At 36.8% G+C, this 26,668-nt stretch carries 10 protein-coding genes; 1 reads left to right on the forward strand and 9 read right to left on the reverse strand.

The annotated features are described in order from the left end of the window. Positions 1-2,529: a family 43 glycosylhydrolase gene (locus ACY0M5_RS17925; RefSeq protein ID WP_461630120.1), complete on the reverse strand. Its 2,529-nt coding sequence runs from the start codon at positions 2,527-2,529 to the stop codon at positions 1-3. A 351-nt stretch (positions 2,530-2,880) separates the two neighbouring features. Between ACY0M5_RS17925 and ACY0M5_RS17930 the strand changes: the two genes are divergently transcribed. Beyond that, positions 2,881-6,936, forward strand: coding sequence for a hybrid sensor histidine kinase/response regulator transcription factor (locus ACY0M5_RS17930; protein WP_461630121.1), 4,056 nt, complete (start codon positions 2,881-2,883; stop codon positions 6,934-6,936). Positions 6,937-7,648: 712 nt separating this feature from the next. Here the strand turns inward: ACY0M5_RS17930 and ACY0M5_RS17935 are convergent. From ACY0M5_RS17935 to ACY0M5_RS17970, 8 genes are all read right to left on the reverse strand, one after another. Further along, positions 7,649-9,988 (reverse strand): beta-galactosidase, encoded by a 2,340-nt coding sequence (locus tag ACY0M5_RS17935; protein WP_461630122.1) that lies wholly within the window; start codon positions 9,986-9,988, stop codon positions 7,649-7,651. A 41-nt stretch (positions 9,989-10,029) separates the two neighbouring features. Further along, the gene (locus tag ACY0M5_RS17940; protein ID WP_461630123.1) at positions 10,030-12,198 is read right to left on the reverse strand and encodes a family 43 glycosylhydrolase; all 2,169 of its coding nucleotides are present in this window, start codon (positions 12,196-12,198) and stop codon (positions 10,030-10,032) included. A 17-nt stretch (positions 12,199-12,215) separates the two neighbouring features. Beyond that, entirely contained in the window at positions 12,216-14,177 is a 1,962-nt protein-coding gene (locus ACY0M5_RS17945; protein ID WP_461630124.1) for an alpha-L-arabinofuranosidase C-terminal domain-containing protein, read from the reverse strand. A gap of 17 nt (positions 14,178-14,194) precedes the next feature. After that, complete coding sequence (locus tag ACY0M5_RS17950) at positions 14,195-16,786, reverse strand: alpha-L-arabinofuranosidase C-terminal domain-containing protein (RefSeq protein WP_461630125.1); 2,592 nt, start codon at positions 16,784-16,786, stop codon at positions 14,195-14,197. Positions 16,787-16,815: 29 nt separating this feature from the next. Continuing rightward, a complete protein-coding gene (locus tag ACY0M5_RS17955; RefSeq protein WP_461630126.1) occupies positions 16,816-18,180 on the reverse strand; it encodes a glycoside hydrolase family 27 protein in 1,365 nt (454 codons plus the stop codon). 490 nt (positions 18,181-18,670) lie between these two features. Then, positions 18,671-21,043: a glycoside hydrolase family 31 protein gene (locus tag ACY0M5_RS17960; protein ID WP_461630127.1), complete on the reverse strand. Its 2,373-nt coding sequence runs from the start codon at positions 21,041-21,043 to the stop codon at positions 18,671-18,673. A 705-nt stretch (positions 21,044-21,748) separates the two neighbouring features. Then, positions 21,749-23,299: a RagB/SusD family nutrient uptake outer membrane protein gene (locus ACY0M5_RS17965; protein WP_124991056.1), complete on the reverse strand. Its 1,551-nt coding sequence runs from the start codon at positions 23,297-23,299 to the stop codon at positions 21,749-21,751. Between the two features lie 12 nt (positions 23,300-23,311). Beyond that, on the reverse strand, positions 23,312-26,641 hold the full coding sequence (locus ACY0M5_RS17970; protein ID WP_461630128.1) for a TonB-dependent receptor: 3,330 nt from the start codon (positions 26,639-26,641) through the stop codon (positions 23,312-23,314). Positions 26,642-26,668: the final 27 nt, after the last annotated feature.

Below are 26,668 nucleotides of genomic sequence, written 5' to 3' on the forward strand. Positions count from 1 at the left end.
TTAGTCAAAAACATATTTATCCCATTCTTTTGCCCATTTAATGATTGGCTTACCGTTCTCAAACGAAATTGGCAACCAAACATAACGGCCATCCAAGTGATTCTTAGGATTCCATCTGTCAGCCATAAAAATGAATGATTTTTTTTCTCCATGTACAGGAAATATACAGGTACTTTGCGATGAAAAAGTCAACTCCGATCCTTCTCCACGACAGGGATTCCCAAGAGTTTCCCACGGTCCCCAAATGGATGAAGCTACAGCTGAACGTGCTGCATTAGGCGCCCATCCTGTACATCCGGATGTGATTAAATAATATTTACCCTCTTTTTTAAATAAAGCAGGTGCTTCATTATGCCCGCCAGGAAATAAACGAACATACTTACCTGTATAATTCAAATAATCATTAGTTAGCTCTGCAATATGAATGGTTAAATTATCTTCGGAAGAATAAATATGATATGCTTTTCCATCATCATCTACAAACAATGTCATATCCCTCGACATCTGTCCACCCTCAAAGTCCCGTCGCACAAATAGGCCATCTACAATGGCAGTACGCCATTCGGGAGTCCACCATTCTTTAAAATCATTAGCCGTCAACCTTGATGTCCGTTGATCTTGATTCATATTTACAGGCCATATACCAGCATTTGGTCTTAATGATTTTACAAATTTATATGGTCCCTTCATATCATTACTTACTGCTATTCCTACTTGCGCTGCATGATAACCTTGCCCTTTTAATTCCAGATGGAAATACATGACAAATTGCTTTGTGACTGCATTATAAATTACTTTAGGGCGTTCAATGGTACACCCTTTTGCAATTGGACTTAATTTGTTATTTTCCTCAACAGATAAAGCTACACCCTCATTTTTCCAGTGATACAGATCACTGGAAGAATAACACCTTACCCCAACCAATGCCTGACTGGTATTCGCACTCTTGTGTTCTCCAAACCAATAATATTTTCCTTGATAATACAGAATACCTCCTCCATGTGCGTTGATATGATTTCCTTGATCATCTAACCATAATTCGCCAGGATGAAAAGATTGATATTCTTGTTCCGGCTCATCAAATAATTTCTTTAATCTCGAAATTTTCGCTTCTATGGATTTGGATTGCAATATTTCACAGATATTTTTTTTTGAAATAGTTAGATCTGTTCCTTGAGGTTGGTTTTCAAAATCTCCCAAAAATGAGTTCCCGATGAAGGAAGTGTTAATATCTCCACCAAAGTCAAATTTGCTTTTTAAGCCACTGTCAGCGTAAAATATATTGTTTTTAAATTGAGTATTTTCCGGCCATTTATTCCCCCAATCTCCCATTTTTAATATCCGCGAATCAATGGAATCATTTTCTTTTGGATATTGTACAATCAAGTTGTTAGAGATCGTTGTATTTTTAACAGGCCCTGTGATATGTAAAACTGGCGTAAACCACCCACTTTGTTTGGTCGGGTAATTTCTTATTCCATCATTTACGCTAATATTATAACGAACAGTAGATTTTAGAGTGCCTTTATTCCAGCTCTTCCCAAGAGAATTTCCATCGTTACACACTAATAAAAATCCACCCGCATTATCATGACTATAATTATATTGAATAATAGTATTGTGACAATTATAATCTGAGTCAAATCCTTGTCCATCCCATTTGGCATTATGCCCACTTACTTCGTTATACTGGATAATCGTATTATCGCAACTCCATGGCCAAATACCTGCTGCAGCTTCATTTGGTGATAAAATGTCAGGACAATTTCGCATGACATTATATTCTATTACAGCACCATCACATCCGATAGGTACAATTCCATCACCGGGTACACTTTCAATCAGGTTGTGTGATATAAGAATTTTCAAATTGGGATGCCATTTATCCCGACTAGCATACCCCCCAGAATAAATGCCATTCCTTCCACAATTTATGATATGGCAATTTTGTATTGTTAGTCCTACAAATCTTGATTTTACTTTAGAACCTTTATTCTCCCAGAAAATACCCCCTCCAGCACCTTCTTCTTTCGCTAAACTTCCATTTACATCTCTAATTACCAAATCATCTAATGTTACATCAAAACGCTCACCAGAATCTTCAGCTTTTATATAAACACCCACTCTGCCAGCCGCTCTATTTTCTCCGTTATTTGTTATTTCAAGCTGAGATACTTTACAATAGGCTGGGTTATTTAATAACAGTGTATATTTTTTATCACCAGCTCCATTAATTTGGGGAAAAGGAAGCGATGTATCTCCATAAGCTCCAACCACAATTAATGCCCCTTTTTCCCCTTCCAAATTAAGAACTAACTGCCCATTAAAAACGGACCCTCTTTTAAAAAGAATAGAATCACCAGCATTAAATTTTAAAAGATTTACATTTTTTAAACTACGCCAGGGTTTCGAAATATTCACCCCTTTATTTAAATCGTTTCCGCTACGGGAGTCAATATAATAACTCGATGAAAATGCAATATTCTCAAACAAACAAAGAGATATAATAATAAGTGCAATTCGCCTCATATTTAAATTAGCTATATTTTTTAGGAAAAATTAACATTACAAATATGTCTATCTTTGTCAGGATAAAAGTTGAAAGATCATTCCGAATAGGGGAGAATTCATTCAACGCTTAATTTCAGAGGATTTCAGATGTAAAAAGACAGATATTTAATCCTTTTTGAATGATTATTCACCTTAGAAAACCAGATAAGAATTGTATTATCAACTTTCAATTAAAATATACTTCACCTCTAATTTCCCATATCGTAACAACATCGTAATATTTGATCAGGGGAATTTGACATTAATTAACAGAGGAGAAAAGTTCCATAAATTACATATCGCTTATTCAAGAGTAAAATAAACGCAGCCATGAAATTTAAAATACTAACATTATCATTCCTGATATTATTATATGCTTCAAACAATCATGTGAAATCGCAGAATATTTCAGTTTCTCAACTGCCAATAATGGATCAATTACCCTCCAATTCTGTTCATCGAATTTTTCAGGATAGCGAAGGGTATATTTGGTTTGGAACTCCCGAAGGACTGTGCAGATATGATGGCAATAGAATAAAAATTTTCAGATCAGATATTTATTCTCCAAACTTATTTGCCAGTAACGAAATTTCCTGTATCGCTGAAGACAACAATAATAACCTTTGGATAGGAACGAATGAAGGTTTAAGTATTCTAAACAGAAACACTTATCAAATTAAAACTCATCCTGATAGTATATTGCAATCGATGGTCATTCGTGATATATTAATTGGCAGTGATAGTACCATTTGGGTTGGAGCATCAAATGCTGTGTACAGATACAATCCTGATTTTTCAAGAAAAAAAAGATATACGCATAATCAGAATGACTCAAAATCAATTCCTAATGGCGGAATTAATAAACTTTTTGAAGATTCATATCATAATATCTGGTTAACGTTATGGGAAGAAGGATTACATAAATATGATACGGAAAGTGATCGATTTATCCAATACCCTAAAATTGGACGTACAAACAATCCATTTAAAATATTTCAGGATAATCAGAATAATTACTGGATAGGTACCTGGAATGATGGCTTGTATAAGTTTACCCCTAATGCAAAAAATGATGATTTGTATACACAAATAACAATTCCTAAGACGAATTATTCTGAGGAAGAAGAAACCTTCTTTAGCTTTACTCAGGACGATAATGTTGAATATATTTGGTCAATGTCTCTGTCTGGATTAAGTACATATATGTATGACAAATCAGGTGATCTTATTCCAGTCAACACACAAGAATTACTTAAAAACACCAACAATATTTTTAGTGAAATTATAAAAGACAGAGATGGTAGTTTATGGATTGGAGCCTTTAGCGAAGGGGTGTTTAAAATTGATTTTGACAAACCTGCAATTAGTAATTTCCCAATAGATGTTCTTAATACCAAAAACAACATAGCACCCTCTTTCACCTCAATATGTGTTGATAACGATAAGGATATTTGGGTAAACCAAAATAGGTTAGGTCTATTTATATATTCACCAAAAACAAAAACAATTAGATACTTCACAGAATTCGAAAAATTAAAAAACATACCGGAATTACTCAAAACGAATAACATCATCTATATTTCAAGCCTAAATGAAATATGGATAACAAATGATCAAAACACGAAAATTGTAAAAATTAAAAAAAAGGGATCTGACATTACTTCTCTAAAAGAAAGCTTTCTAAATAATACATACAAAGCCCCTGGTCAGATAAATCATATTTTTGAAGATAATAAGTCTAATATCTGGATCGGTACCAAGAACGCCTTATTTGTTCAACCAAGAGGATCTGAGAATATATTTCTGATAAATAAGAAAATCGGTTCAATAAACGAAATAACGCAGGATACAAATGATAACTTATGGATAATCTCTAATAATAAAGGAATATATAAAATAGCTATCCCGCAAATAGTAACAGAAGATGAAATTTCCAATTTAGAAATCGAAAACATTCAAAGTAAGTTATTGAGTGACCATATCCAATCCATTACTGCCGATTTGAGTGAAAACATTTGGATTGGCACAAAAGAAGGTAGTTTAATTGCATACAATGCTACTGATAAATCATTTACAAACAGAACTGTAGATTGCGGACTAAAAGGAGAGGCCATTTTAGATATTATTTCAGACAAATACAATAATATTTGGATTACTACCTATAAAGGAATAATAGAATTTAATCCAAAAAACAATGCCTATTTTGTCTATTCAGCCTCTGATGGAGTTCAAATCAATTCACATCTCAAAGGATCTTTCTGTAAAACAACTGATTCAAAATACATATATATTGGTGGAAACAGAGGATACTCACGTTTTATCCCTTCAGAAAAATTAAACTCTCCCTTAACTAAAGTACAAACAAAAATTACAGATATAAAAGTACAAAACAAATCGATCCTTAGCCAAAACAATGAGGTTGAATTCAATAGCAAAAACAACTCTCTTGTTTTAAGACCAGAGGATAAAAACATTGAAATTTATTTTTCTACTCTCGACTATATAAATGCAAAAAAAATAAAGTATGCATATAAATTGGAAGGAGTAGATAATGATTGGGTTTATCCTAAAAACGACAGACAATTTGCGGTTTACAATCAATTAAAAAAAGGACATTACACTTTCTGTATTAAAGCTACTGATGCACATAACCTATGGAGTACTAACATCACAAAACTTACGATTGACCGTAAACCGGCATACTATGAAACAAACATTGCATACCTCCTGTATTTTTCGTCTTTCACTCTAGGAATATTCCTGCTGTTCAAAATAATTCTGGGTAGAAGTAAATTGAAAAATGAAGTGAAAATCACTCAAATAGAGAAAAGTAAATCTGAGGAAATCACCCAAACAAAACTAAAATATTTTACAAATATTTCTCATGACCTGCTAACACCCTTAACAATAATAAATTGTTTGATAGATGATATTGAAACCACAGTTCAAAAAAACATGCCCGAATTTGGGATTATACGATCGAACATTGTCAGACTCAAAAGATTACTTCAGCAAATACTTGATTACAGAAAAGTGGAAGGTGGTAAAATGGAATTGCGTGTTGCAAAGGCGGACATTTCATCCTTTATAAATGATATCTGTTACAACCACTTTATACCAATGTTTGATAAAAAAAATATTCTATTTGAATTAAATTCAACACCTCAAGAAATAAGCGCCTATTTTGATGCTGATAAAATGGATAAAATCCTGTTTAATCTTCTATCAAATGCTTTTAAATATACCCCTCGAGATGGAAAAATTATTGTTGAGCTTACTCTTCTCATCAGAGAAAACACAGAATTTATTTCGATTAAAGTATCAGATACAGGCATAGGAATTCAACCCGAAGATATTGAACATATCTTTCAGCGATTTTATAATAACAAAACAACTGATGTAAGCGAAACAAATGGGATTGGCTTATCTCTGACAAAAGATTTAGTAGAACTTCATCACGGGAAAATATCCGTTAACAGCATACCAAAAACAGGTTCCACATTCTGCATAGAGATTCCTATTGATAAAAAAAGTTATACAATTGAAGAAATATATCCGGAAGCACAAAGTTTAGATTTAAATAATATAGATGATAAACTTCAGGAATATCCGGAAACATCTTCAAAAATCAGCAACATAAATATCCTGGTGGTTGAAGACAATGTTGAACTACTTAAAATAATTCAAAAACGCCTGCTCAAATCTTATAACGTATTAACGGCCCAAAATGGTTTAGAAGCTATTGAGCTCGTAAAATCAACGGATATAGATATAATTATTAGTGATGTAATGATGCCCGAAATGGATGGCCTCGAGCTGTGCCGAACACTAAAAAACAATATAGAAACAAATCATATTTCGATTATTCTTCTTACCGCCAAAAACAGCATAGATGATCGTATTGAGTGTTATAATGCCGGAGCAAATGCCTACATCTCCAAACCTTTTGAAATAAATGTGTTACAGGCACGAATCCAGAATTTCACTTTGCAAAAGAAACAGCAGCAACAGGAATTTAAATCTAATCAAGAAATAAATATCTCTTCATTAGATTATCCGTCAATGGATGAACAATTTTTAAAAAATGCCATTCTCATTATTGAAAAAAACTTAACGGAAACAGAGTTTGACATCAACTCTTTTGCCGGACAACTAAACCTATCCAAATCAACACTATATAGGAAAATTAAAACAATTACAGGATTATCGCCTATTGAATTTATTCGTAACATTAAACTAAAACATGCCTCCAAAATGCTAAAATCAAGTCACATTAGCATTTCCGAAGTAGCATATTCTGTAGGGTTCTCTGATCCTAAATATTTTGCATCCTGCTTTAAAGCGGAGTTCAACATTACGCCAAGCGAATTTCAAAAAAAACAGTAATACCGATTGTGACTTATCCTGAAATAGTTTGACACAGAATTATGAACATTCTCCTTTTTCCTCAAACAGATGCTCTGTTCAGTTCTGAAAATGGTGTTTTCTTCTCCGCGCACCCCTGTGTCCTTTGTGGTCAGCTCTATTTAATTTCTGCTGTTAATCCTTGATTTTCAGTGCTCGGAGAACACAGAGTAGCACAGAGAGTGAATCGATTGATCCCGGTTGTCCCTAATTTGCAGGAATGCTGGCTTCTTTTTTCCTTTTAATTTAGGAATTATAGAATTGTTGCTGATCTTATTAATGCATCAGCATATAAAATAACATCTATTGCGTAATAAATATCTAAGTCAGATGAATAGATTATATAATCTGCGAATTAAATTATAATATCAGCTGTAAGAATAATTATATCAGATGACATCTAATGTGTTATTTTATTCAGCAGAAGAAAGAATTTTATCATCTGATGATGTAATTTAATAAAATAATTATTGTGATGATTTAGCGGAGCACTTTAATTTATCTGCGGAAGAAAACAATTATTAAGTGAATATATAAAAACGAAACAAAATCAGACTTTCTTTGTGGTGATGGTATTCATTTAGTTCTGAGAACTCACTTTCGTTTATCCGTATACACGAGGAAAAAACAAAACCATTATTCCTTAGCTGGAATAATGGTTTTTACTGTTGTTCATCTTGTGTTTTTTCTGCTTTTATAATTTAAACCTCGTTTGCTTTAGATATACTTTATAATCTTTTATCATACCCGGTTTCCCCTCTTCGGCACGAGGCAAGTACCAAAAGCCTGTAACAAGCTTTTCTTCGCCCAAATCAATTACAATCTGATGTGGAAAACCTGCTTTGGTTGTTGAGTAATTCGTATGCCATATGGTTGACTCCTGTAAATCGAATACATTGCTTGCCGTATTATTGGCCGCATCTAATTCTTCACTATCGGCATATATTACCTTCCAATGCTGTCGCGATAAGGGTTTGCCATCTTTACCAAGAATTTCCAGTTCGGCAATGGAAGCAAAATTATCGTCTCCAAAGGAATTTAAGGCTTCCAGACAAAAGTAGCGGGTGTTCGCTTGTTTATTAAAATTAATATGCTGCCAACCATTTCCTTTTGTAAATGAAGCCTTATAAATCGGCGTCTCATTCGCTAAATCAAGAGTTTCTCCTGGTTTACGGCAGGCATAAGCTCCATTTCCTTTCAAAACATCTAATATTGGGTGGCGTAATCCTTCGATTTTAGCTTCTGTCGGCGATGCCAAATCGAAAACAATCACTTCATTCTCACCTTCTTTTAACCAACATCCCGGAACGTAAAGTGTTTGTTGCGGACCAATTTCCCAATAGCGGCCAATGGCATGTCCGTTCACCCAGGCCAAGCCCTTACTCCAGTTGCTCATATCCAGAAAAGTGTCTCCTTTTTTATCAACCACAAACCTTCCTTTATAAAAAGCAGGTTGTTTTTCAGAATTTGTCAGCTTGGTATAATGCTTGTTTTTAGCAAAACTGTAATCGGTAGGAATACTGTATACCTGCCAGTTTTTTAGTGCCTTTACTTCCTTATCCGATTTTATTTCAACCTTCTCTGTAATCCCTTTCCAGTCGTAAATCCCTTTGCCAAAATTCATCCGTCCCATGGCCTCAACTAAAATATCAAGAACGGCACCTTCTTTTACAGGAGGCAATAAAATTGTATTTTCTCCTCTTAGCCGGCTAAGAGTTGCTATTTTTTCACCATCGATAAAAACTTGTGTCCAATCATGAGCTTCAGTTATCACTAAAGATTGCTGTTTATCTGATTTTTCAAGCTTGGTCCGGTATAAAATACTTCCCCATCCCTGATCAAAAAATTCCATCGATTTAATGTCTTCACTCATTTTTGGTTCAGGAAGATTGTCGAACAAGAGAGCTGTTTCATCCAATTCAAAAGCTGGTATGCTAATGGTTGGTATTGAATCGGGAATTTCACTTAGCAACTCACCTTCAGGCAAATATTTTTCCAGCAATTTTCTAACTTCGAAATATTTGGGAGTTGTTCTTCCTGATTCGCTAATTGGCGCATCGTAATCGTACGATGTACAAGTTGGCGAGAAATTAGGAAAATTTGCACCACTCCAATGTCCGAAACTGGTTCCGCCGTGAGTCATATATAAACTAAACGAGATATTCTGATCCAACATATCCTGCATTCCGTTCACCAAATCGGCTGCACTTCGGGTTTCATGTTTTGCTCCCCAATGATCAAACCAGCCTGACCAAAATTCACTGCACATAAGAGGCGTATTAGGACGAAGCTCTTTCAGTTTTTTAAACTGCTCATTGATATTGGCTCCTGTCCCAAAATTAACGGTCCACAGCAAATCATCCAATGCATTGTTCTGGAAGTTGGAACTCCAATCGCACTGAAATAATGGGACATCATTAAATCCTGCACCTTTTACGATATCGCGGATATCTTGAATATAGGGCTTATTTGTACCAAAAGAACCGTATTCATTTTCAACCTGCACCATTAATATATTTCCACCTTTGGTAATCTGGAGGTCGGCCAGCTGTTTTCCTACTTCGTTTATAAATAGTTTTGCCCTTTCCATAAAATAGGGATCTTGCTCGCGCAGCTTAATATCTTTTTTCTTAAGCAACCACCAGGGCAAACCTCCCATTTCCCATTCGGCACACACATATGGTCCGGGACGAACAATCACATACATCCCGTTCTTTTGAGCCAAACGACAAAATTCTGCCACATCATTATTTCCGGTAAAATCGTATTTACCTTCTTCAGGTTCATGAATGTTCCAGAAAACATACAGGCAAATTGTATTCATGCCTAGAGCCTTACTCATCTTGATGCGCTGCTCCCAATATTCTTTCGGAATGCGGGGATAATGCATTTCGGCTGCCTTAACAACAAATGGTTTCCCGTTAAGCAGAAATGTTTTATCTCCAACTTCAAATGTTCCTTCACTTTTTTGGGGCGAACAAGCATTCAGTAAGAATGTGAACAAAAGGATCGTATATAAAAATAATTTTTTCATCGTGTACAGTATTTGATAATTAAACACTCAGCAATCCATCCTTAATTAACAGCATCGATACCTGAAAGAGTTGGCTTTACTTTTTTAATACTTCCATCGGCATCAAATTCCAATTTATCAATACACACTTCGCGATGAAATCCGCCGGCTCGTCCCATTGTAATTCCTTTCGGACGGGTAAAACGATGATATACCAAATACCATTCGTCTTTTCCTGGAATTTGAATAGCTGAATTGTGTCCTGTGGCATAAATCTCCTGATCTTTATCTTGTTGGATTACAATGTTATTTTCTGGAATCGTCAATTTTCCCATCGGCGAATCTGAAGTGGCATAGCGCACTTTGTAATTCGGACTTCGGGTATCATCTTCAGACCACATAAAATAGTAGGTTCCATTGCGATAAATTACATAGCTGCCTTCACGATAAGTGTTATCAACATTCATCAATTTTGTGGTTTTTTCGTTGATAGAAACCATATCATCATTCAATTCGGCTGCGGCCATATAACCATTCCCCCAATACAGGTAACTTTTGCCGGTTTTTGGATCGGTAAATACATCCGGGTCAATTTCCTGCCCATTTGTAATTCCTTTTGGCTTTTTATCAATCAATGCTTTTCCACTGTCAATAAACGGTCCTGTTGGATTATCAGCCACAGCAACACCTATTTTTTGTGCTGCAGTAAAATAATAGAAATACTTGTACTGTCCGTCAATTTTCTTTTCGACAATACAGGGCGCCCAGGCATTTCGATTGGCCCAGCTAACATCTTTTTTCAGATCGATAATAACACCTTCGTCAGTCCAGTCAACTAAATTATCGGATGAAAACACACTGAATTGATAACCCGACCAGTTATTGAAACCATCGCTGGTAGGGTAAATATAATATTTGCCTGTTTTCTCAGAATACAGAATGTCAGGATCGGCTTTATAACCTTCCAAAACAGGGTTGTGATCTTCCGAAACCGATACCTCGAAGTTTTGACTTTCTTTTCCATCAATTTTAAACGTGTATTTCACCGATCCTTTCGAGAAATCCTGTGGCCCTTTAGGACTATAAGAGATTCCTGAAAAGGCTTTGAATTCCGGATCGAAATGATTCATGTCTGCTCCGGTTTTTACAGGCAAATAGATTGTTTTATCTTCACTTTTAAAACAGACATTGTTCTTCTTCAGTAAAGGAGAATTGGCATCAACCAGTAAATCGTCGTAATTGCTGTAAGTTGATACCAGTAATTTTAATTCTTTATCAGTAATTGGCATCACCGTACCGTGTCTTGGGTGAAAGTTCATCGAAATATCCTGATCGATTACAGTAAAGGTTTCAAAATCTGAACTTTTTGTAAACTGGTAACGTCCAAGTCCATATACATCATACATCAATATCCACTCATTGGAATTATTTAATTTAAATACACCAGAACCTTCAACATTTTCCGTTTCTCTGTCCACTCTATCTGTATTTACGAACTCATAACCTTCAGTCAATTTGTTTGAAACAGCCAATTTAATTCCAGGATCGCCACTTTCCGATTTGTGGAACAAATAAAATTTATCGCCCTTTTTTATGATATCTGCATCAATACAGGCATTGTTTGTAGGATTAAAAAACAGCTGTTTGGGTGCTTCTTCCAAAGCCGTAAAATCGCTGTTGGCATAGGCATAATAAATTATATCAGGACCATCTTTCTGAATCATCGAAAAATAAACCATGTATTTGCCGGCTTCTTCGTCATAAATGGTTTGCGGAGCCCAAACTCGCCAGACATCGCCAAACTGATCAGGAAAAGCTTTGGGAATATTCACAACTGAAGAAGCCCAATTAATTAAATCGGTAGATTTCATCAGTACCATAGCATAATTTTTCCAACCCATTTCCGGCACATACAAATCGGTAGCTACCATATAAAAGGTTTTACCATCCTCACCTCGCAAAATATGCGGATCGCGCACACCACCCGAAGTACTGATTTGTTTTGAATCAATTACTGCCTTATTGTTATTGAGAGCCCGATAGTGATAACCATCTTCGCTTACTGCAAAATGAATGGCTTCTTCGCCGGGAGCATTGCCTGTAAAATAGGCAAATAAATAGGCACTGGTATCATTTCCTGTTTTATCAGAGCTGCAGCCAAACAAGACACTGAATACAAAAAAACAGAGTCCGGAAATTAATATCATGTGCTTTTTTGGTTTTGAAAACATATATTTCAAGTTTAGATTTATTGTTTAATTTTTAGACGGCACACATAAAAAGCATTGCCCGTTACCGAAAGTTTAAAGCTGTTTTTTTCAGAGCTAATGGAATAATTTCCCGGTACAATTGCCAATGGAGCAGCCAATGTGTTTTGTGAGTCAGGATTATTAGAATGCAGACAAGTTATTTTCACCTCTTTGTCTTCAAATGATTTTTTTAATCCATCCAGTTTGATATTTATTTCATGATTAACAGAAGATATATTTACCACTTTAACGATTATCTCTGAGTTTTCATGATCCAATACGGCACTTGCATACAAACTATCTTGTCCTGTAATGTTTTCATCCTTCGATTTTATTGAAAGCACGTTTGTTCCAGCATTTTTAGCATACATTTTTTGAACGTAATAGTTTGGAGTGCAAACAGCAGAAAGATTATCGAACCAGATCATATCCGGACGCCATTGCCATGCATCAACATGGGCGAATAACGGAGCGTAAGTTGCCATGTGAACGACATCAGCATTTCGCTCCAATCCTGTCATAAATGCCGCTTCAGCCAATGCTGCACGCAAATTATTTGCCTTATCCGTATCGTGTGCTGCATATTCACCGGCAAAAACTTTTGGCCCTTTTCGGTCATATGTATCATATCTCTTTGCATTCTTATAAAACCATTCAGGATTTTTGTAGTAATGCTCATCAACAAGATCAACTTTTAATTCTTTCATTTTTGGCCACAGGTATTCAAACTGCTTGCCGTCAGAAGAAGGACCGGAACCTCCAACAATTTTAATTTCAGGATGCTTTTCCCGTATTACTTTCACAAATTTCTCCAGTCGCTCTACATATACATCTCCCCATTGCTCATTGCCAATAGCAATCATTTTCAAATTAAATGGTTCGGGATGTCCCATTTCTGCCCGCATTTTTCCCCATTTAGTACTAACTTTCCCATTGGCAAATTCAATTAAATCGACAGCATCCTGAATATATGAATCAAGACTGTCAACCGCAACACACTCTTTACTTTCGTACTGACAAGCCAAACCGCAGCTTAATACAGGCAAAGGTTCTGCTCCAATATCCTCGCTAAGCAAAAAGTATTCAAAAAAGCCTAAACCGTAGCTTTGATAGTAATCCGGAAAGAAATGATATTTGAAAGTATAAAACCACCTGTTGATATTCAAAGGTCTGTTCTCAGCAGGACCAACACTATTTTTCCATTGATAACGGGTTTTTAAGGTATTTCCCTCAACAATACATCCACCTGGAAAACGTAAAACGCCCGGGTGCAAGTCATATAATGCCTGAGCAAGATCCTTGCGCAATCCATTTTTCCTGCCTTTCCATGTTTCTTTCGGAAATAGAGAAATGTGGTCTACATCAACTGTTCCTGCTGTTTCCAAAATAAATCGGATTTTACCTTTTGCTTCAGTTTCCTTAGCTTTTATTGTACACGTATATTTTTTCCAGGCATTTCCTTGTACTAAAATTTCACTGGTTCCAATTGCAGCATTGCCGGCATTTAGTAATTCTACCTTAAATTTATTATCATCATTGCTAATTGATCTCGCATAAAATGAAAACAAATATTCATCATACTGATGAAATCCAATGCCTGTGAAACCGTTGTTTTCGAGTCCGGTTCCCGTTCTATGTCCTTTTTCGTTAAAACGGACATAATTTGGATTTTTATCGAAACAAGGCGATTCCTGCTGAACTTTTACATCACCAAAAGGGATCCACCCTAAAAAGGGATGTTCAAATTCAAAAGAACGATTTTTAATCAACTCTGCATACAATCCGCCATCGGCACCAAAGTTGATATCTTCGAAAAATACGCCGTACATTTCAGGCTGTATTTCTGCACCAACATTCTTTACATCAATCACAAAATTATTCTGAGCGAAGATCGAAAAACAAGGTAGAATGAAGAGTGATATAAATATCAACGGCCTTTTAATCTGTTTTTTTAATTTCATTTTAGTAAATATTATTTTTATTCTGATTTAATTCGAATGATAGAGAAGGAGTGCGCAGGTATATGATAATTAAACTGTTTATTGATAACCATTGAACTTTTTACCGGGGTGCAGTTTTCGTTGATAAGTTCACCCTTTAAAATTGTTACAACTGCTTCTGTTTCTTTTATCTGAAGTTGTTCCAAATTAATCGTTGAGTTCACTTCAACCGGCAACAGGTTAGTTAGTTTCAAAATGTAATCACCTGTTTTACTATCGTGCACCAGCGATGAAATTATTCGTTTTTTTAGTTCCTTCCGGTTATCAGACAAAGTAATTGTTGAAGGAATATATTCATCGCCTGAATTTTGACCATAAAGCTTTTGTATGTAATAATCAACCGTAGGCTTCACTTCTGTGTTGTTGAAATAAATCAGATCCGGATTCCATTGTGTATGTCCTTCTTTGGCCAGTAACGGTGCAAAAGATGTCATGCTAACCACATCGCCGTTGCGTTCAACGTTACTCAGGTGCAATGCTTCGCAAAGTGCTGTTTCAATATTCATTTTACGGCCGGCTATGTGTGCTGCATATTCTCCTAAATAAACTTTGGGTTTGGAACGGTCATATTTGTCGTAATAGTTTTGATTATTTAAGAACCAGCCAGGAGACTGATAGTAGTGTTCGTCTACCATTGGGACATTTAATTTTGCAGCCAATTCCCAGCCTTCTCTGTAATCGGTGCCCATATAAGTTGGGCCAACAGTACCAATCACTGTGATTTCAGGATATTTTTCCTGAATAGCTTTGAAAATCATGGTAAAACGTTCCTCGAAAATATCAGTAATCAGATCTTCATTTCCAATTCCAATGTATTTAAGATTAAAAGGCTGAGGATGGCCGGCTTCAGCTCTTCGTTTTCCCCATGTGGTATTTTTATCCCCATTGGCCCATTCAATCAGGTCTAGAATTTCCTGCACATAATCACCCATGTCGCACATTGGAATGCCGCCTTGTTGTCCGTCTCCTCCGGTTGCGGAGTTCTGACAGGGCACACCTGCAGCCAGCACCGGCAATGGTTCAGCCCCGGTATCTTCACAATACTGAAAATATTCAAAATAGCCCAAGCCTGCAGTTTGGTGGTAACCCCATATATTCCGTTGCGGCATCCGGGCTTCCAGCGGGCCAATCGTGTTTTTCCAGCGATAGATGTTATCGAGACCATCGCCATGTGCTACACAACCACCCGGAAAACGAATGAAGCGAGGATGAATATCAGCAATTGTTTGAGCCAAATCTGCCCGCAAGCCGTTCTTTCTCCCTTTGAATGTATTCTTTGGAAAAAGAGAAACCATATCCAATGCCACTTTGCCCGTAAATTGCGGAACTATTTCCAGATGAGTTTTATCACAATCACCGTTTGCAATGATCGCAAATTCCTGTTTTTTCCAATCAGCACTAATGCTTTTGCTGAAAGCTTCAGCATATACATTCCCGTTTTCATCCATTAAACGAATCAGCAATTTACCTTTAGCCCCATCCAATCCGCGAACAAAAACAGAAAAATTGTATTTATCACCGGCTTTCAGAGGAATGCCATCAAAACCTTCGTTAACCAAGGCCTCCCCCTGCTTTTTAATTGATAAAACAGCGTAGTGTTTTTGATTGGGGTGGATTGGAGTGACCGTATCAATATTGAAGCTGTTTTTATCACCGGTGAAATTCCATGCAGTGGTACTATTCCAATTCTTGTCATGCCCTTCTCTGTCACTAAGAGCATATTCAAATCCACGGTTTTGAACTAATTCGGCATACAAACCACCGTCGGCAGCATAATTGATGTCTTCAAAAAATATTCCAATCAATAAATCGCTAATGGACTTGCTTTTTTCCAAATCGATGGAAATTTCAGCATCCAGCGCTTTTAATGATTTGAATCGTTGAGAATCTTCACTCAGACTTTCATTTCTTTGTTGTTCATGGTACTGACTCCATTCATAATGTTTAATCAAACCATCAATTGTTTTCCATGATGTTTTTTGAATGATACCTGTTTGTTTTTCACCATCAATCATAACAACAACGCGATCGTTTAAACGATCACTTTCGCTTCCTTCAACTGTAGTTGTATAGGTTTTAAAATCTGTAGTCGTTGTTTTATATACCTTTTGACTTCCATCCTGATCGCTCAGCCAGCTAATCAGATAATTTCCTGAACCAGTCTGAAAGGAAATTTCCGGCAAAAGAACATTGCCTTTGTCCATTACATAGGGATAGGCTTGTCTGCCCCAGGTAAATAAATCGCTTGTGGCTGCATGTGCAAACTGCCCGACTTCTTCATTTAAAGTCCAAATGCAGTGCCACTGTTCCTTCTGATCCAGAAAAACATAGGGTGTGATCAATCTTTTTTGACTTCCCCAACGTCCAAAATCACTGAAAAGGAATCTATATTCCGGACCAATGCCATGCCAGTTTTTTTTATCAGTACTCCAGGCATAATGCAATCCGTTGCTGCCGTTATTTTTAACTGTAGCATAAGAAAACACATAAGCTGAATCGGGTTCGTTAGCGAACACGGTCTGAAATAACGATAAAACAACCAGGCTCAGCAATAAATAAAATCGTTTCATAGAGTATTATGTTTCTGTCTTAAAATTATTTACTGTCTTAATTTGAACAATCCACAAGCATGAGCATCTAATTCACGGCCAAATGTATCCGAAGTCGTACTGATTTCTTCGCCCGTCCACAAATTAATCACCTTACAGTTTGAATTTACACCAATTTCATTTAGCTCAACAGCAACTTCCACAGGTGAATCTGAAATATTGAAAAGGGCAAGATAAATATCACCGGTAATGGAATTTTTAGAAGTAATGGCAAGCTTTCCATCCTTTTGAAAAAGCTGATGTACATTAATTCCTACGCGGTGCATTTCCAACACTTCTTTATTAGTCAGCAAGGAAAGTGTAAACTCATCATTACTTGGAAGATCACCTCCAAACATTAAGGGTGATTTGAAAATTGAGAACAAAGTCATCAGCGTGTATTGTTCGTCCTTGCTCAAACGGGTCATGCGGTCATTTCCACGTTCCCCGCGAATAGAGATGCGTCCCAATGGAATCATATCACAATCGGGCCAGGTGCCAGGTGCGATGTAAGTATACCATTTTTGACAAATATCCATTAAATGAGTGATGTGTGGCCAGGTATCCCAAACATCGTCAACCATTCTCCACATATTGGCATGATTTTGCACATGTTTCCCTGCTTCAATCGGTGTTTCTCCCGGTGAAGTGCTAAGGACAATCGGACGACCACACTGGTCAATCGCTTTTCGAATCAGTTCAATTTCCCCTTGATGATATGGGCGCGACAAGTCATCAATTTTAATAAAATCAACCCCCCATTCGGCATACAATTCAAAAATCGAGTTATAATATTCCTGTGCACCTGGTTTATCTGCTGTAATTGTATAATTGTCCTTCAACCATTTACACTGCAGTTCTGCAGAATAGACCTGATCGGCTGTAATCCCGTCTGTTCCTTTAATCGGTAATTTATTTTCCACAGCCACTTTCGGGATTCCACGCATGATATGAATCCCAAATTTTAAACCTTTATTGTGAATGTAGTTAGCTAGTTCTTTAAACCCTTTACCGTCTTTTGCTGAAGGAAACCGATTTACCGCAGGTTGGTAACGTCCGTATTCATCAATCACATAGTGTGGATCGGTTTGGTTGTATCCTCCTGCTTTGTCATTTTCGACAAACCAGCGAATGTCTACCACAATGTATTCCCAACCATAAGCTTTTAGTTTTTCAGCCATATAATCAGCATTGGCTTTCACCTCATGTTCTTCAACGGTTGGACCATAACAATCCCAACTGTTCCAACCCATAGGTGGAGTTTGTGCCCAGGATTTAAATTCGTCTTTATTGAAAGTTTTAATCGTCTTTTTAGGTTGGCAGGAAGTAAAGAAAGCTAGTATAAAAATGGATAAGAAAAAAATAGATGATCTCATTTCAGTTTTGGGTTTAGGTTCTATTAAATTGTAAAGCTTAAAATAAAAGTACAAAATACGTTTTCTTCAATATCTGCACAACTTTAATTGGATGTTCTTCAGAATAAAGAAAAGAATCAATGCAAAAATCTAAATGGCACTCTGAATATGGCATACCTATAGTGTCCATTTAAGATCAATTTCCACTATTCGAAAAACAAAAAAGTCACTTAATCAAAAATAGCTGCATGTAAACATATTAATATTGACAAATTCTATAAACGTGAAGAACACTTTTAAACAGATCACTAAATTCTTCTCTATCTCCATATTTCATTATTTCAACAGATAAATAATCTATATGATGAAATAATGAAGTCGCCTGTTAATTTCCCAAAAGAGAGTTAGACTTTAAATCAACCCCCCAAAAGAAAAAACCACAGAAAAATCCTTCTGCCATACAGGCTTGTTTGGAAAATTTCTGCGGTTTGTATTCATATTAAACAATGATTTAAAGTTTTTCTGACAGAGCTTTACCGATGTATGTTACTGTTCTCACAGGAGTATTTTCTGCCAAACCAGTTCCTGAAATTGAATTCACCAAAACCAAACGAAACTGACGTTCAGACAACATGCCTGAGAATTCTCCCTTTCGGTCTGAAATACTCAATGTTTGCTGTGCGTCGTCCCATTTGAAAGAAATAGTTGAATAAGCTCCTTTTTCGTAATTGTAGTTGTCTCCTTCATCTTCATACAAAGTAAATTCACCATCAGCACCGGGATAAATACGAATTTCCAGATCGTCCCACTTTTTCTCTGATGCATATTGAACTTCAGGGCCCCATGGTAAAATAGAACCTGCTTTCACATACAATGGGATCAGATCAATTGGTGCTTCTCGGTTTATTTCCTGACCGCCAGCCAATTTCTCGCCTGTCCAAAAATCAAACCATTCAGTCCCGGCAGGCAGATAAATCCGGCGACTATCGGTTTTACTAAAATTACTGAAAACCTTATCATTATTTTTACCGGTATACATGGGTTTTATAACAGGTGCTACCAACAGAGACTGACCAAATACATATTCATCATTCAAATCAGCAACCTTTTTATCATCAGGAAAAAGCAAGGGCAACGCATACATAAACGAACCTGAATTGCTGGTTACCTGCCAAGCTGTTGAATACAAATAAGGAAGCATTCGGTAACGCAGCTTAATCATCTTTTCAATGGCATCAAAAGCCCAATCTCCTCGTTTACCAAACTGATAAATTTCACGAGGAATATCTGTTCCATGCGAACGCATCATTGGAGTTAAGGCACCGAACTGAGCCCAACGAACATAAAGCTCCTGATATTCAGGATTTTTAGCACCACCGTCTTTATTGTATCTGCCGGCAAAGAAACCTCCAATGTCTGCATTCCAATATGGTACACCACTCAATGAGAAGTTTACGGCAGCCGGAATTTGTTTTCCCAGATTTTCCCAACTGGAACCGGTATCTCCCGACCATGAATTGGCACCATTTCGTTGCTGTCCGGCAAATGATGAACGGGTTAAAATATACACCCGCTTTTCAGAGGTCGTTTCCCGTTGATGATCGTAAATTCCTTTGGTATGTTCCAGAGAGAAAGCATTAGACACCGATTGGTATGACCCAAGAAAAGTAGGTTCTACAAAATCGCTCTCTTTCACATTAATATGGTCAGGTTCTGTAGAATCAAGCCACCAGGCATCTGTTCCAATCGAGAATACACCCTTGTTCAAATAATCCCAATAAATATCGCGGGCTTCCGGGTTATAAACATCATAAGGTTTAACGCCTCCATTGGGTGGCCAAGTATCAAAATTTATTAGCATGCCTTTCGACTCAAATTCTTTGTATTGCTTGGTTAACGGACCAAATCCCGGCCATGCAACTACCATCAGGTGACCGTTCATTCCGTGAACCTGATCAGCCATGACTTTCGGGTTAGGATATTCAATTGGTTTCCAAGTCATGGCATTCCACATACTGTCTTTGCCCCAGTATTGCCAATCCTGAATCATTCCGTCAATCGGAACCTGCAATTTTCTGTATTCTTTCAATACATTTACCAGCTCGTCCTGATTTTTATAGCGTTCTTTGGATTGCCAATATCCAAATGTCCATAATGGCATCATAGGCGCCTGACCTGTTAAGTCTCGCATTTGTGCCACTGCCTTTGTTCCTATCCCTGAATACATGAAATAATAATCGGCACAATCACCAATTGCCTCAAACGAAGTTTCTTCATCATTATCTACAAAAGTGTTTACGGCATAATTATCCCAATAAAGAGCATAACCTTTTGAGGAATAGAAGTAAGGGATCGTAATATTCAGATTTGAGTTCTTCATTTCGAGGGTTTGGCCTCTTTGCATCAGCTTGCCATTTTGAATCTGCCCAAGTCCGTAAAGTGCTTCATCATTTTCCAATGCAAAGGCTTGTTTTACCGTGAAACTGGCTTTGCCGGCATCATCAAACGGAGTAAATCTGGAACCGGCTTCTTTTTCTGCCAGCAATTCATTTCCGTTCAGGTCAGCAAATTCAATCTTACCGCTTACAAGATCGAGGGTCAGCTGAAGTGCGCTGCTTTTTACAATAATCAACCGATCTGTTTTATTTATTTCCAGTAGTTGTGCTTCCGGCGATTTAATTACCGAAAGAGATTTTTTCTCGAAATTGAAGCCTTGCTTCGATTTGATAATCCTAACAATTTCAGGTGAGAAAAACTGGACTTCAATTTCGGTTGAATCAACCGCTGCTTTTATTCCAAATTGAGTTTTCTCATATCCGTCAGGAGCGCAAGAAGCCATCCATATTGACAAGCAAATAAAAGACAGGTAAATAATTTTTCGCATAATTTGTTTCTTTGAGTTACTATTGGTTTTTTGGTTGCAGCAGCTTGTTGGACAAACGAATTAAAAACAGATAGCGAGAAACTGTATTTAACAAATTCAGCTGAAAGTATTGCTTTAAGAGTGAATTTTTCTCGCAGAAATAACATTTCCATTACAAATATTTACCATACGACCTGTCCATTAGTTTTGATTTATTCACACTTTCAAAAAAAAGGTTTAAAATACTTTTTAATATACGAATTCCGAAAATAAATAAAAAATATAGGAAGTTGCCACACAGGGAGGTCAAGTTATTGCTTATAATTTGGAGATGCGTATTATACACCATGCGACAACCAATACAGACCTTACCATTTAAATTTACAAATTGATTTTCTGAAATGTGTATTTTAGGAATTTGCAAGTTTTAAGCGAACCCATTTGTGAATTTCCTCTCATTAATCGATGTTTTTGTCGAAATGTTTTTTTATTCGACAATAAAAGTGTTATTAACTATTAAAAATATATACTTATTAATTTCGATTCATATCTATTTTAAAATTCCCGGAAATTTGATTTTAAAATGAATGAAATAGATTCCATTTGCAAATCTTGTCAGTGGTTTATTTTGTGGATCAATAAGAACCAAAAAGCGTAAGAATTAGTTCAAAAACAAAAGCCAAGATCTTAAAAAAGACCTTGGCTTAGCCTTATTAATTGATATTTTTAATACCCAGGATTATTAGGGAGTAAATTTTCATTAATATCAATGTCTCCTTGAGGTATTGGCCACAACCACCCCTTGGCTGCATTAAAGTTTATGGTAGTTATTTTAATTTGTTCAAACACCCAATTAGCAGGATCTGAAGGATCAGATAATTTCGATTTGTCATAACCATACACATCATGCACTAAAGATTCATCTTTCCAACGCAGCATATCTGCGTACCGTGTTCCCTCCATGCAAAATTCAACTCTTCTTTCATGTCTTACTATTTCACGAAGTTGAGTTTGGTTAAGCCCGGTTCCTTCAACAGATTCAACAGCAGGCATTCCCACTCTTGCACGAACAGCATCAATCAGGTCATAAATTTCCTGATCCGTACTACCAGATTCGATTAGCGCTTCAGCACGCATCAGGCAGATATCTGCATATCGCATCAAGATCGTATTCAGGGTACTGGTGTTGACGTCGGCAACTCCATACTCCGCATACTTACGTGGTTTGGCGCCACAAGGGTATTCAGCATAACTGGCAGGAATAAAAGTAGCATCGCCATATGTTGAACCCGGAAGAACTACAGTACTAGCAAGTCTTGGATCTCTGTTTGTATAAGGATCCTGATCGTTGTAACCGGATGTTGCATCTGTTATCGGCAATCCATTGGTCATGTAATATGAATTAATCATATCGGCTGTAATGTTCGACGTTTGCCAGGTACCCAGAACAAATGGCTCTGCCGGCCATGGTTGCGGTTGATTTGTTGTGTATTGAATATCAAAAATAACTTCACTATTATTCTCCTTGGCTTCTGTGAAAAGACCAGAATAGTCTGAGAAAAAATCATAAACCTCAAGATCCATAACATCCTTAGCTGCTTGTGCAGCCTCATCCCATTGTTCATTATAAAGCAAGATTTTTGCTTTATAGGCCAATGCTGCACCTTTAGTCGCACGTCCTACCTCAGAATAAGATTTTGGTAATACAGCGATAGCATCAGTAAAATCAGAAAGAATTTGAGTAAGAACTTCACTTTTAGCATTTCGTGACACGTAGGCTTCATCAAGCGTCAGCACCTCGGTTATAAGTGGCACATCTCCAAAAAAAGTAATTAAATCAGAATAGGCATAAGCTCGTAAAAATTTTGCTTCCGCCACCATCTGAGTTCGCACTTCGTCGCTTACCGGAGCTGTACTGATGTCTTTCATAAATTGATTTGCCCTGGTAAGGATTTTATAATCTTGTTGCCATTTTGCATTCGGAGCCCAGCTGTTTGAATTGGTACTCCATGAGCCAATTTCATTTGAACCCTGCCATGCTGCTTGGCAATAACCGTTATCCGACATAAATTCAAACTGATAAAAATGAGTTGGTGTGGCATTTGGCTGAATGGCATTGTAAATACCCATCAGTGCCATTTTAGCCTGGGTTTCGTTTTTATAGAATGTGTTAGGGGACAACCTATCAAGAGGCGTTTTATCGAGAAAATCGTCTGAACAACCAAACAAAACTGATAAAAGAAAAAATATAGTAATGATCTTATTTGTATTTTTCATCGTTAGGATCTTTTAAAAGTTAACATTTATACCCATAGTCATCACACGAACCTGAGGAAAAGCCTCAGCTCTGGTTTGATCAACTTTTTGCTCAGGATCAAAACCTTTAAAATTCGTGATGGTAAAAGCATTTTGGATACTTCCATAAATTCGTACGGAACCTAATCCAATTCGGGAAACAATTTCAGGACTAAGGGTATACCCCAATTCAATATTCTTCAAACGGAGGTAGGATGCATCTTCCACATAGAAAGACGAATGAACATTCGTACGATATTCGTCTAAAGTTACCCGTGGCATAGTGTTGGATGGATTTTCAGGTGTCCATCTGTCTTTCCACCATGAGCCTAGATTGGCAACACCACTAAATGGCGTAGCAATTTCATAATAAAAATAGCCATCAATGCCTTGTACACCTTGAAAGAATGCACTAAAATCAAATTGTTTCCATTCCAAATTTAGGTTCAACGAATAAGTAAGATCCGGGAACTGTTTCCCAATTACTGTTCTGTCGTTATTCTGATCTACAACGCCATCGCCGTTAAGGTCTCTAAACTTAATGTCTCCCGGCTGCGCAACATAGTTTGAAACAGAAACAACACCAGGCTTTAAAGTATACGTACTTCCATCATAGTCAAAATCAGAGACCTGATAAATTCCATCCATCTTGTAGCCATAAAATGAATTAATGGCGTCCCCCACTTTTTGAGCCTTGGGAGAAGTAAGTTTCTCCGGATCCATTTTTGTAATTTTATTTACAACGTGAGATGCGTTAAACGTAGTACGGAACTTAAGACCATTTGAAAACGTTTTCCGGTAGGTTAAAGAAGCTTCAATTCCCTTATTCTGAACTTCACCGGCATTTACGAAAGGTGCATTCAATTGCATAGTCCATGGAATTTGTCGATCTAAAAGTAAACCTTTTGTTTTTTTGTCAAAATAATCAACGGTCAGTTCCATGCCATTTCTCAATGTCATATCTATACCAAAATTCAATTGTTCTGATGTTTCCCATGATAAATCTTTATTGATCATATCTTCTAAAGCCACACCTGAATATAGGACACCTCCAAGCGAATAATCTTTACCTGACTGCAAGATATCACTCCCGTTATAATAGTTTGGTATTTTCTCATTTCCAAGCTGTCCCCAAGAGGCACGTAGCTTCAAGAAATTAAGCCAATTAGGATCTTGCATAAAATCTTCTTTCGAAATAATCCAACCGCCTGAAAAAGATGGAAACGTTCCCCACTGATTTCCTGAAGCAAATCGCGAAGATCCATCTCTTCTAATGTTAGCTTCAAACAAGTACTTGTTATCAAATACATAATTTATACGCCCGAAGTAGGATCGCAAACCAAGGTCGTAACTTCCGGCATTATTTTTCTGAGTAGCAGCATCACCAAGATTGAGTACTCGCTGGTCATTGTTAACAAAGTTTTTTCGATAGCCACTTTGCCAATCGTAAGTAAACTCTTCTTCAGAATAACCGGCCAACAATTTTAACTCATGTTTTCCAAATTTTTTGTTGTATTTCAATAAAGAAGTCAACATTGTCTGAACATCTGTATTATTACGAACATCCAAATCTGATGATTCTGTTTTTGAACTTCCGTCCTTATTTGCTAATACTACATTCGCATTAAAACGGTTCCCGTTTGATGTAACAACATTATATCCATATGTTACCTGCGCACTTAAATCTTTAGCAATTTCATATTCAGCTTCAACCTGCCCACTAAAATTATAGCGTTTCGTTTCTGCTGTACTACCAGTTTTAATTTCGGCATAAGGATTTAATTCCCCGTTTACGCTCATATACTCTCCATCTGCGTTTTTAAGGGGATATATTGGGGCGAGTGTGGCATACCACGTAGCATTCCAAACACTGGTAGGCTCACCTTTAACACCAAGGTTACCAGCCAATTTAGTAGACAGCCTTAATTTTTTATCTTTTAAGAAAAAAGCATCTATGTTCGAACGAAAATCGGTCTTTTTGTAACTGGTTGCTACCATAATACCATCTTGATTTAAATGCCCAAGCATAAACGCGTACTGCACATTTTCATTGCCACCAGACATATTTACACGATGATTTTGTGTATTTGCCTGACCATAGTACACTTTAAAATAATCAATATCAGGATACATTGGATCATTGTGTGCTGCATACTTTTGAATATCTTCATCGGTGTAATTTGGAACACTCCCTGAATTTGCCGATGCCTCATTACGAAGTGTGGCATATTCTACCGAATTTAAAACACTTGGCAAACGGGTTGCTTTCTGTACGCCAAAATAGCCGTTATAGCTCACTTTCATCTTGCCGGCAGTTCCTTTTTTTGTGCTAATCAAAATAACTCCATTGGCAGCCCTGTTTCCATAAATGGAAGAAGATGCTGCATCTTTTAATACTGATATTGATTCAATGTCAGTTGCATTAACATCAGACATATTGCCAGGAAATCCATCAATCAGTACCAATGGTGAATTATCAGTCCATGTTCCAACACCTCTAATGGAAATAACCGCATCATCATCTCCTGGTTTTCCTGAACTTTGCAAAGCATATACTCCAGAAACAGTACCTTGTAAAGCCAAACTGGCATTAGTCAAAGGTCTGCTTTCCATATCCCCCATCTGAACACTTCCTACGGCTCCAGTCAAATTTGCTTTTTTCTGTGTGCCATAACCAACAGCTATCACTTCATTCAATCCGATTGTTTCTTCGGTTAATGTTACATTAACGTTTGCACTTCCATCAAAAGAAATTTCCTGCGATTTCATTCCAATAAATGAATACACAAGAATTGCGTCAGCTGGAACATTTAAAAGAACATAATTTCCATCAATATCGCTTATTGTGCCATTTGTAGTACCTTTTACAAGTACAGTTGCTCCTGGTAGCGGAATGCCGGAAGAGTCTTTGATTTTTCCAGAAACTGACTTTTGCTGCAAGTTGTTTTTTTCTTTTCCCTCACTGTTCACCAGCAGGATATGACGATCGAGAATCGAATAAGAAACATCAGTATCTTCAAATAGTTTATCCAATACCTGATCAATCTTGATTTCTTCGACCTTGATATCTACCTTACGGCTAACATCAATCAAATCATTATTGTACATAAAAAAGTACTCCGAGTTACTTTCTATTTGATCAATAACTTCTTCCACACTTACATTCGTCATGTCTAATGATATTTTAGTCAATTGAGCGTAAGATTTAACCGCGAACGTTTGCGATACGGAAACTAATAAGATAAAAATGGTAAAACGCATAATCTTAAGCATTTTTAACAAGCCGTTGTCTTCCAGCAGCCTGTAGGTTTTGTTTTTTTTCATAAATTTGTAATTAACGGATTTACTACT

It is taken from the genome of Labilibaculum euxinicum, assembly GCF_963678175.1.
Lineage (GTDB): Bacteria > Bacteroidota > Bacteroidia > Bacteroidales > Marinifilaceae > Labilibaculum > Labilibaculum euxinus.

Coding starts and splice junctions, on each gene's coding strand:
- ACY0M5_RS17925 (WP_461630120.1), bottom strand. CDS start 2,529: ATGAGGCGAATTGCACTTATTATTATATCTCTTTGTTTGTTTGAGAAT.
- ACY0M5_RS17930 (WP_461630121.1), top strand. CDS start 2,881: ATGAAATTTAAAATACTAACATTATCATTCCTGATATTATTATATGCT.
- ACY0M5_RS17935 (WP_461630122.1), bottom strand. CDS start 9,988: ATGAAAAAATTATTTTTATATACGATCCTTTTGTTCACATTCTTACTG.
- ACY0M5_RS17940 (WP_461630123.1), bottom strand. CDS start 12,198: ATGTTTTCAAAACCAAAAAAGCACATGATATTAATTTCCGGACTCTGT.
- ACY0M5_RS17945 (WP_461630124.1), bottom strand. CDS start 14,177: ATGAAATTAAAAAAACAGATTAAAAGGCCGTTGATATTTATATCACTC.
- ACY0M5_RS17950 (WP_461630125.1), bottom strand. CDS start 16,786: ATGAAACGATTTTATTTATTGCTGAGCCTGGTTGTTTTATCGTTATTT.
- ACY0M5_RS17955 (WP_461630126.1), bottom strand. CDS start 18,180: ATGAGATCATCTATTTTTTTCTTATCCATTTTTATACTAGCTTTCTTT.
- ACY0M5_RS17960 (WP_461630127.1), bottom strand. CDS start 21,043: ATGCGAAAAATTATTTACCTGTCTTTTATTTGCTTGTCAATATGGATG.
- ACY0M5_RS17965 (WP_124991056.1), bottom strand. CDS start 23,299: ATGAAAAATACAAATAAGATCATTACTATATTTTTTCTTTTATCAGTT.
- ACY0M5_RS17970 (WP_461630128.1), bottom strand. CDS start 26,641: ATGAAAAAAAACAAAACCTACAGGCTGCTGGAAGACAACGGCTTGTTA.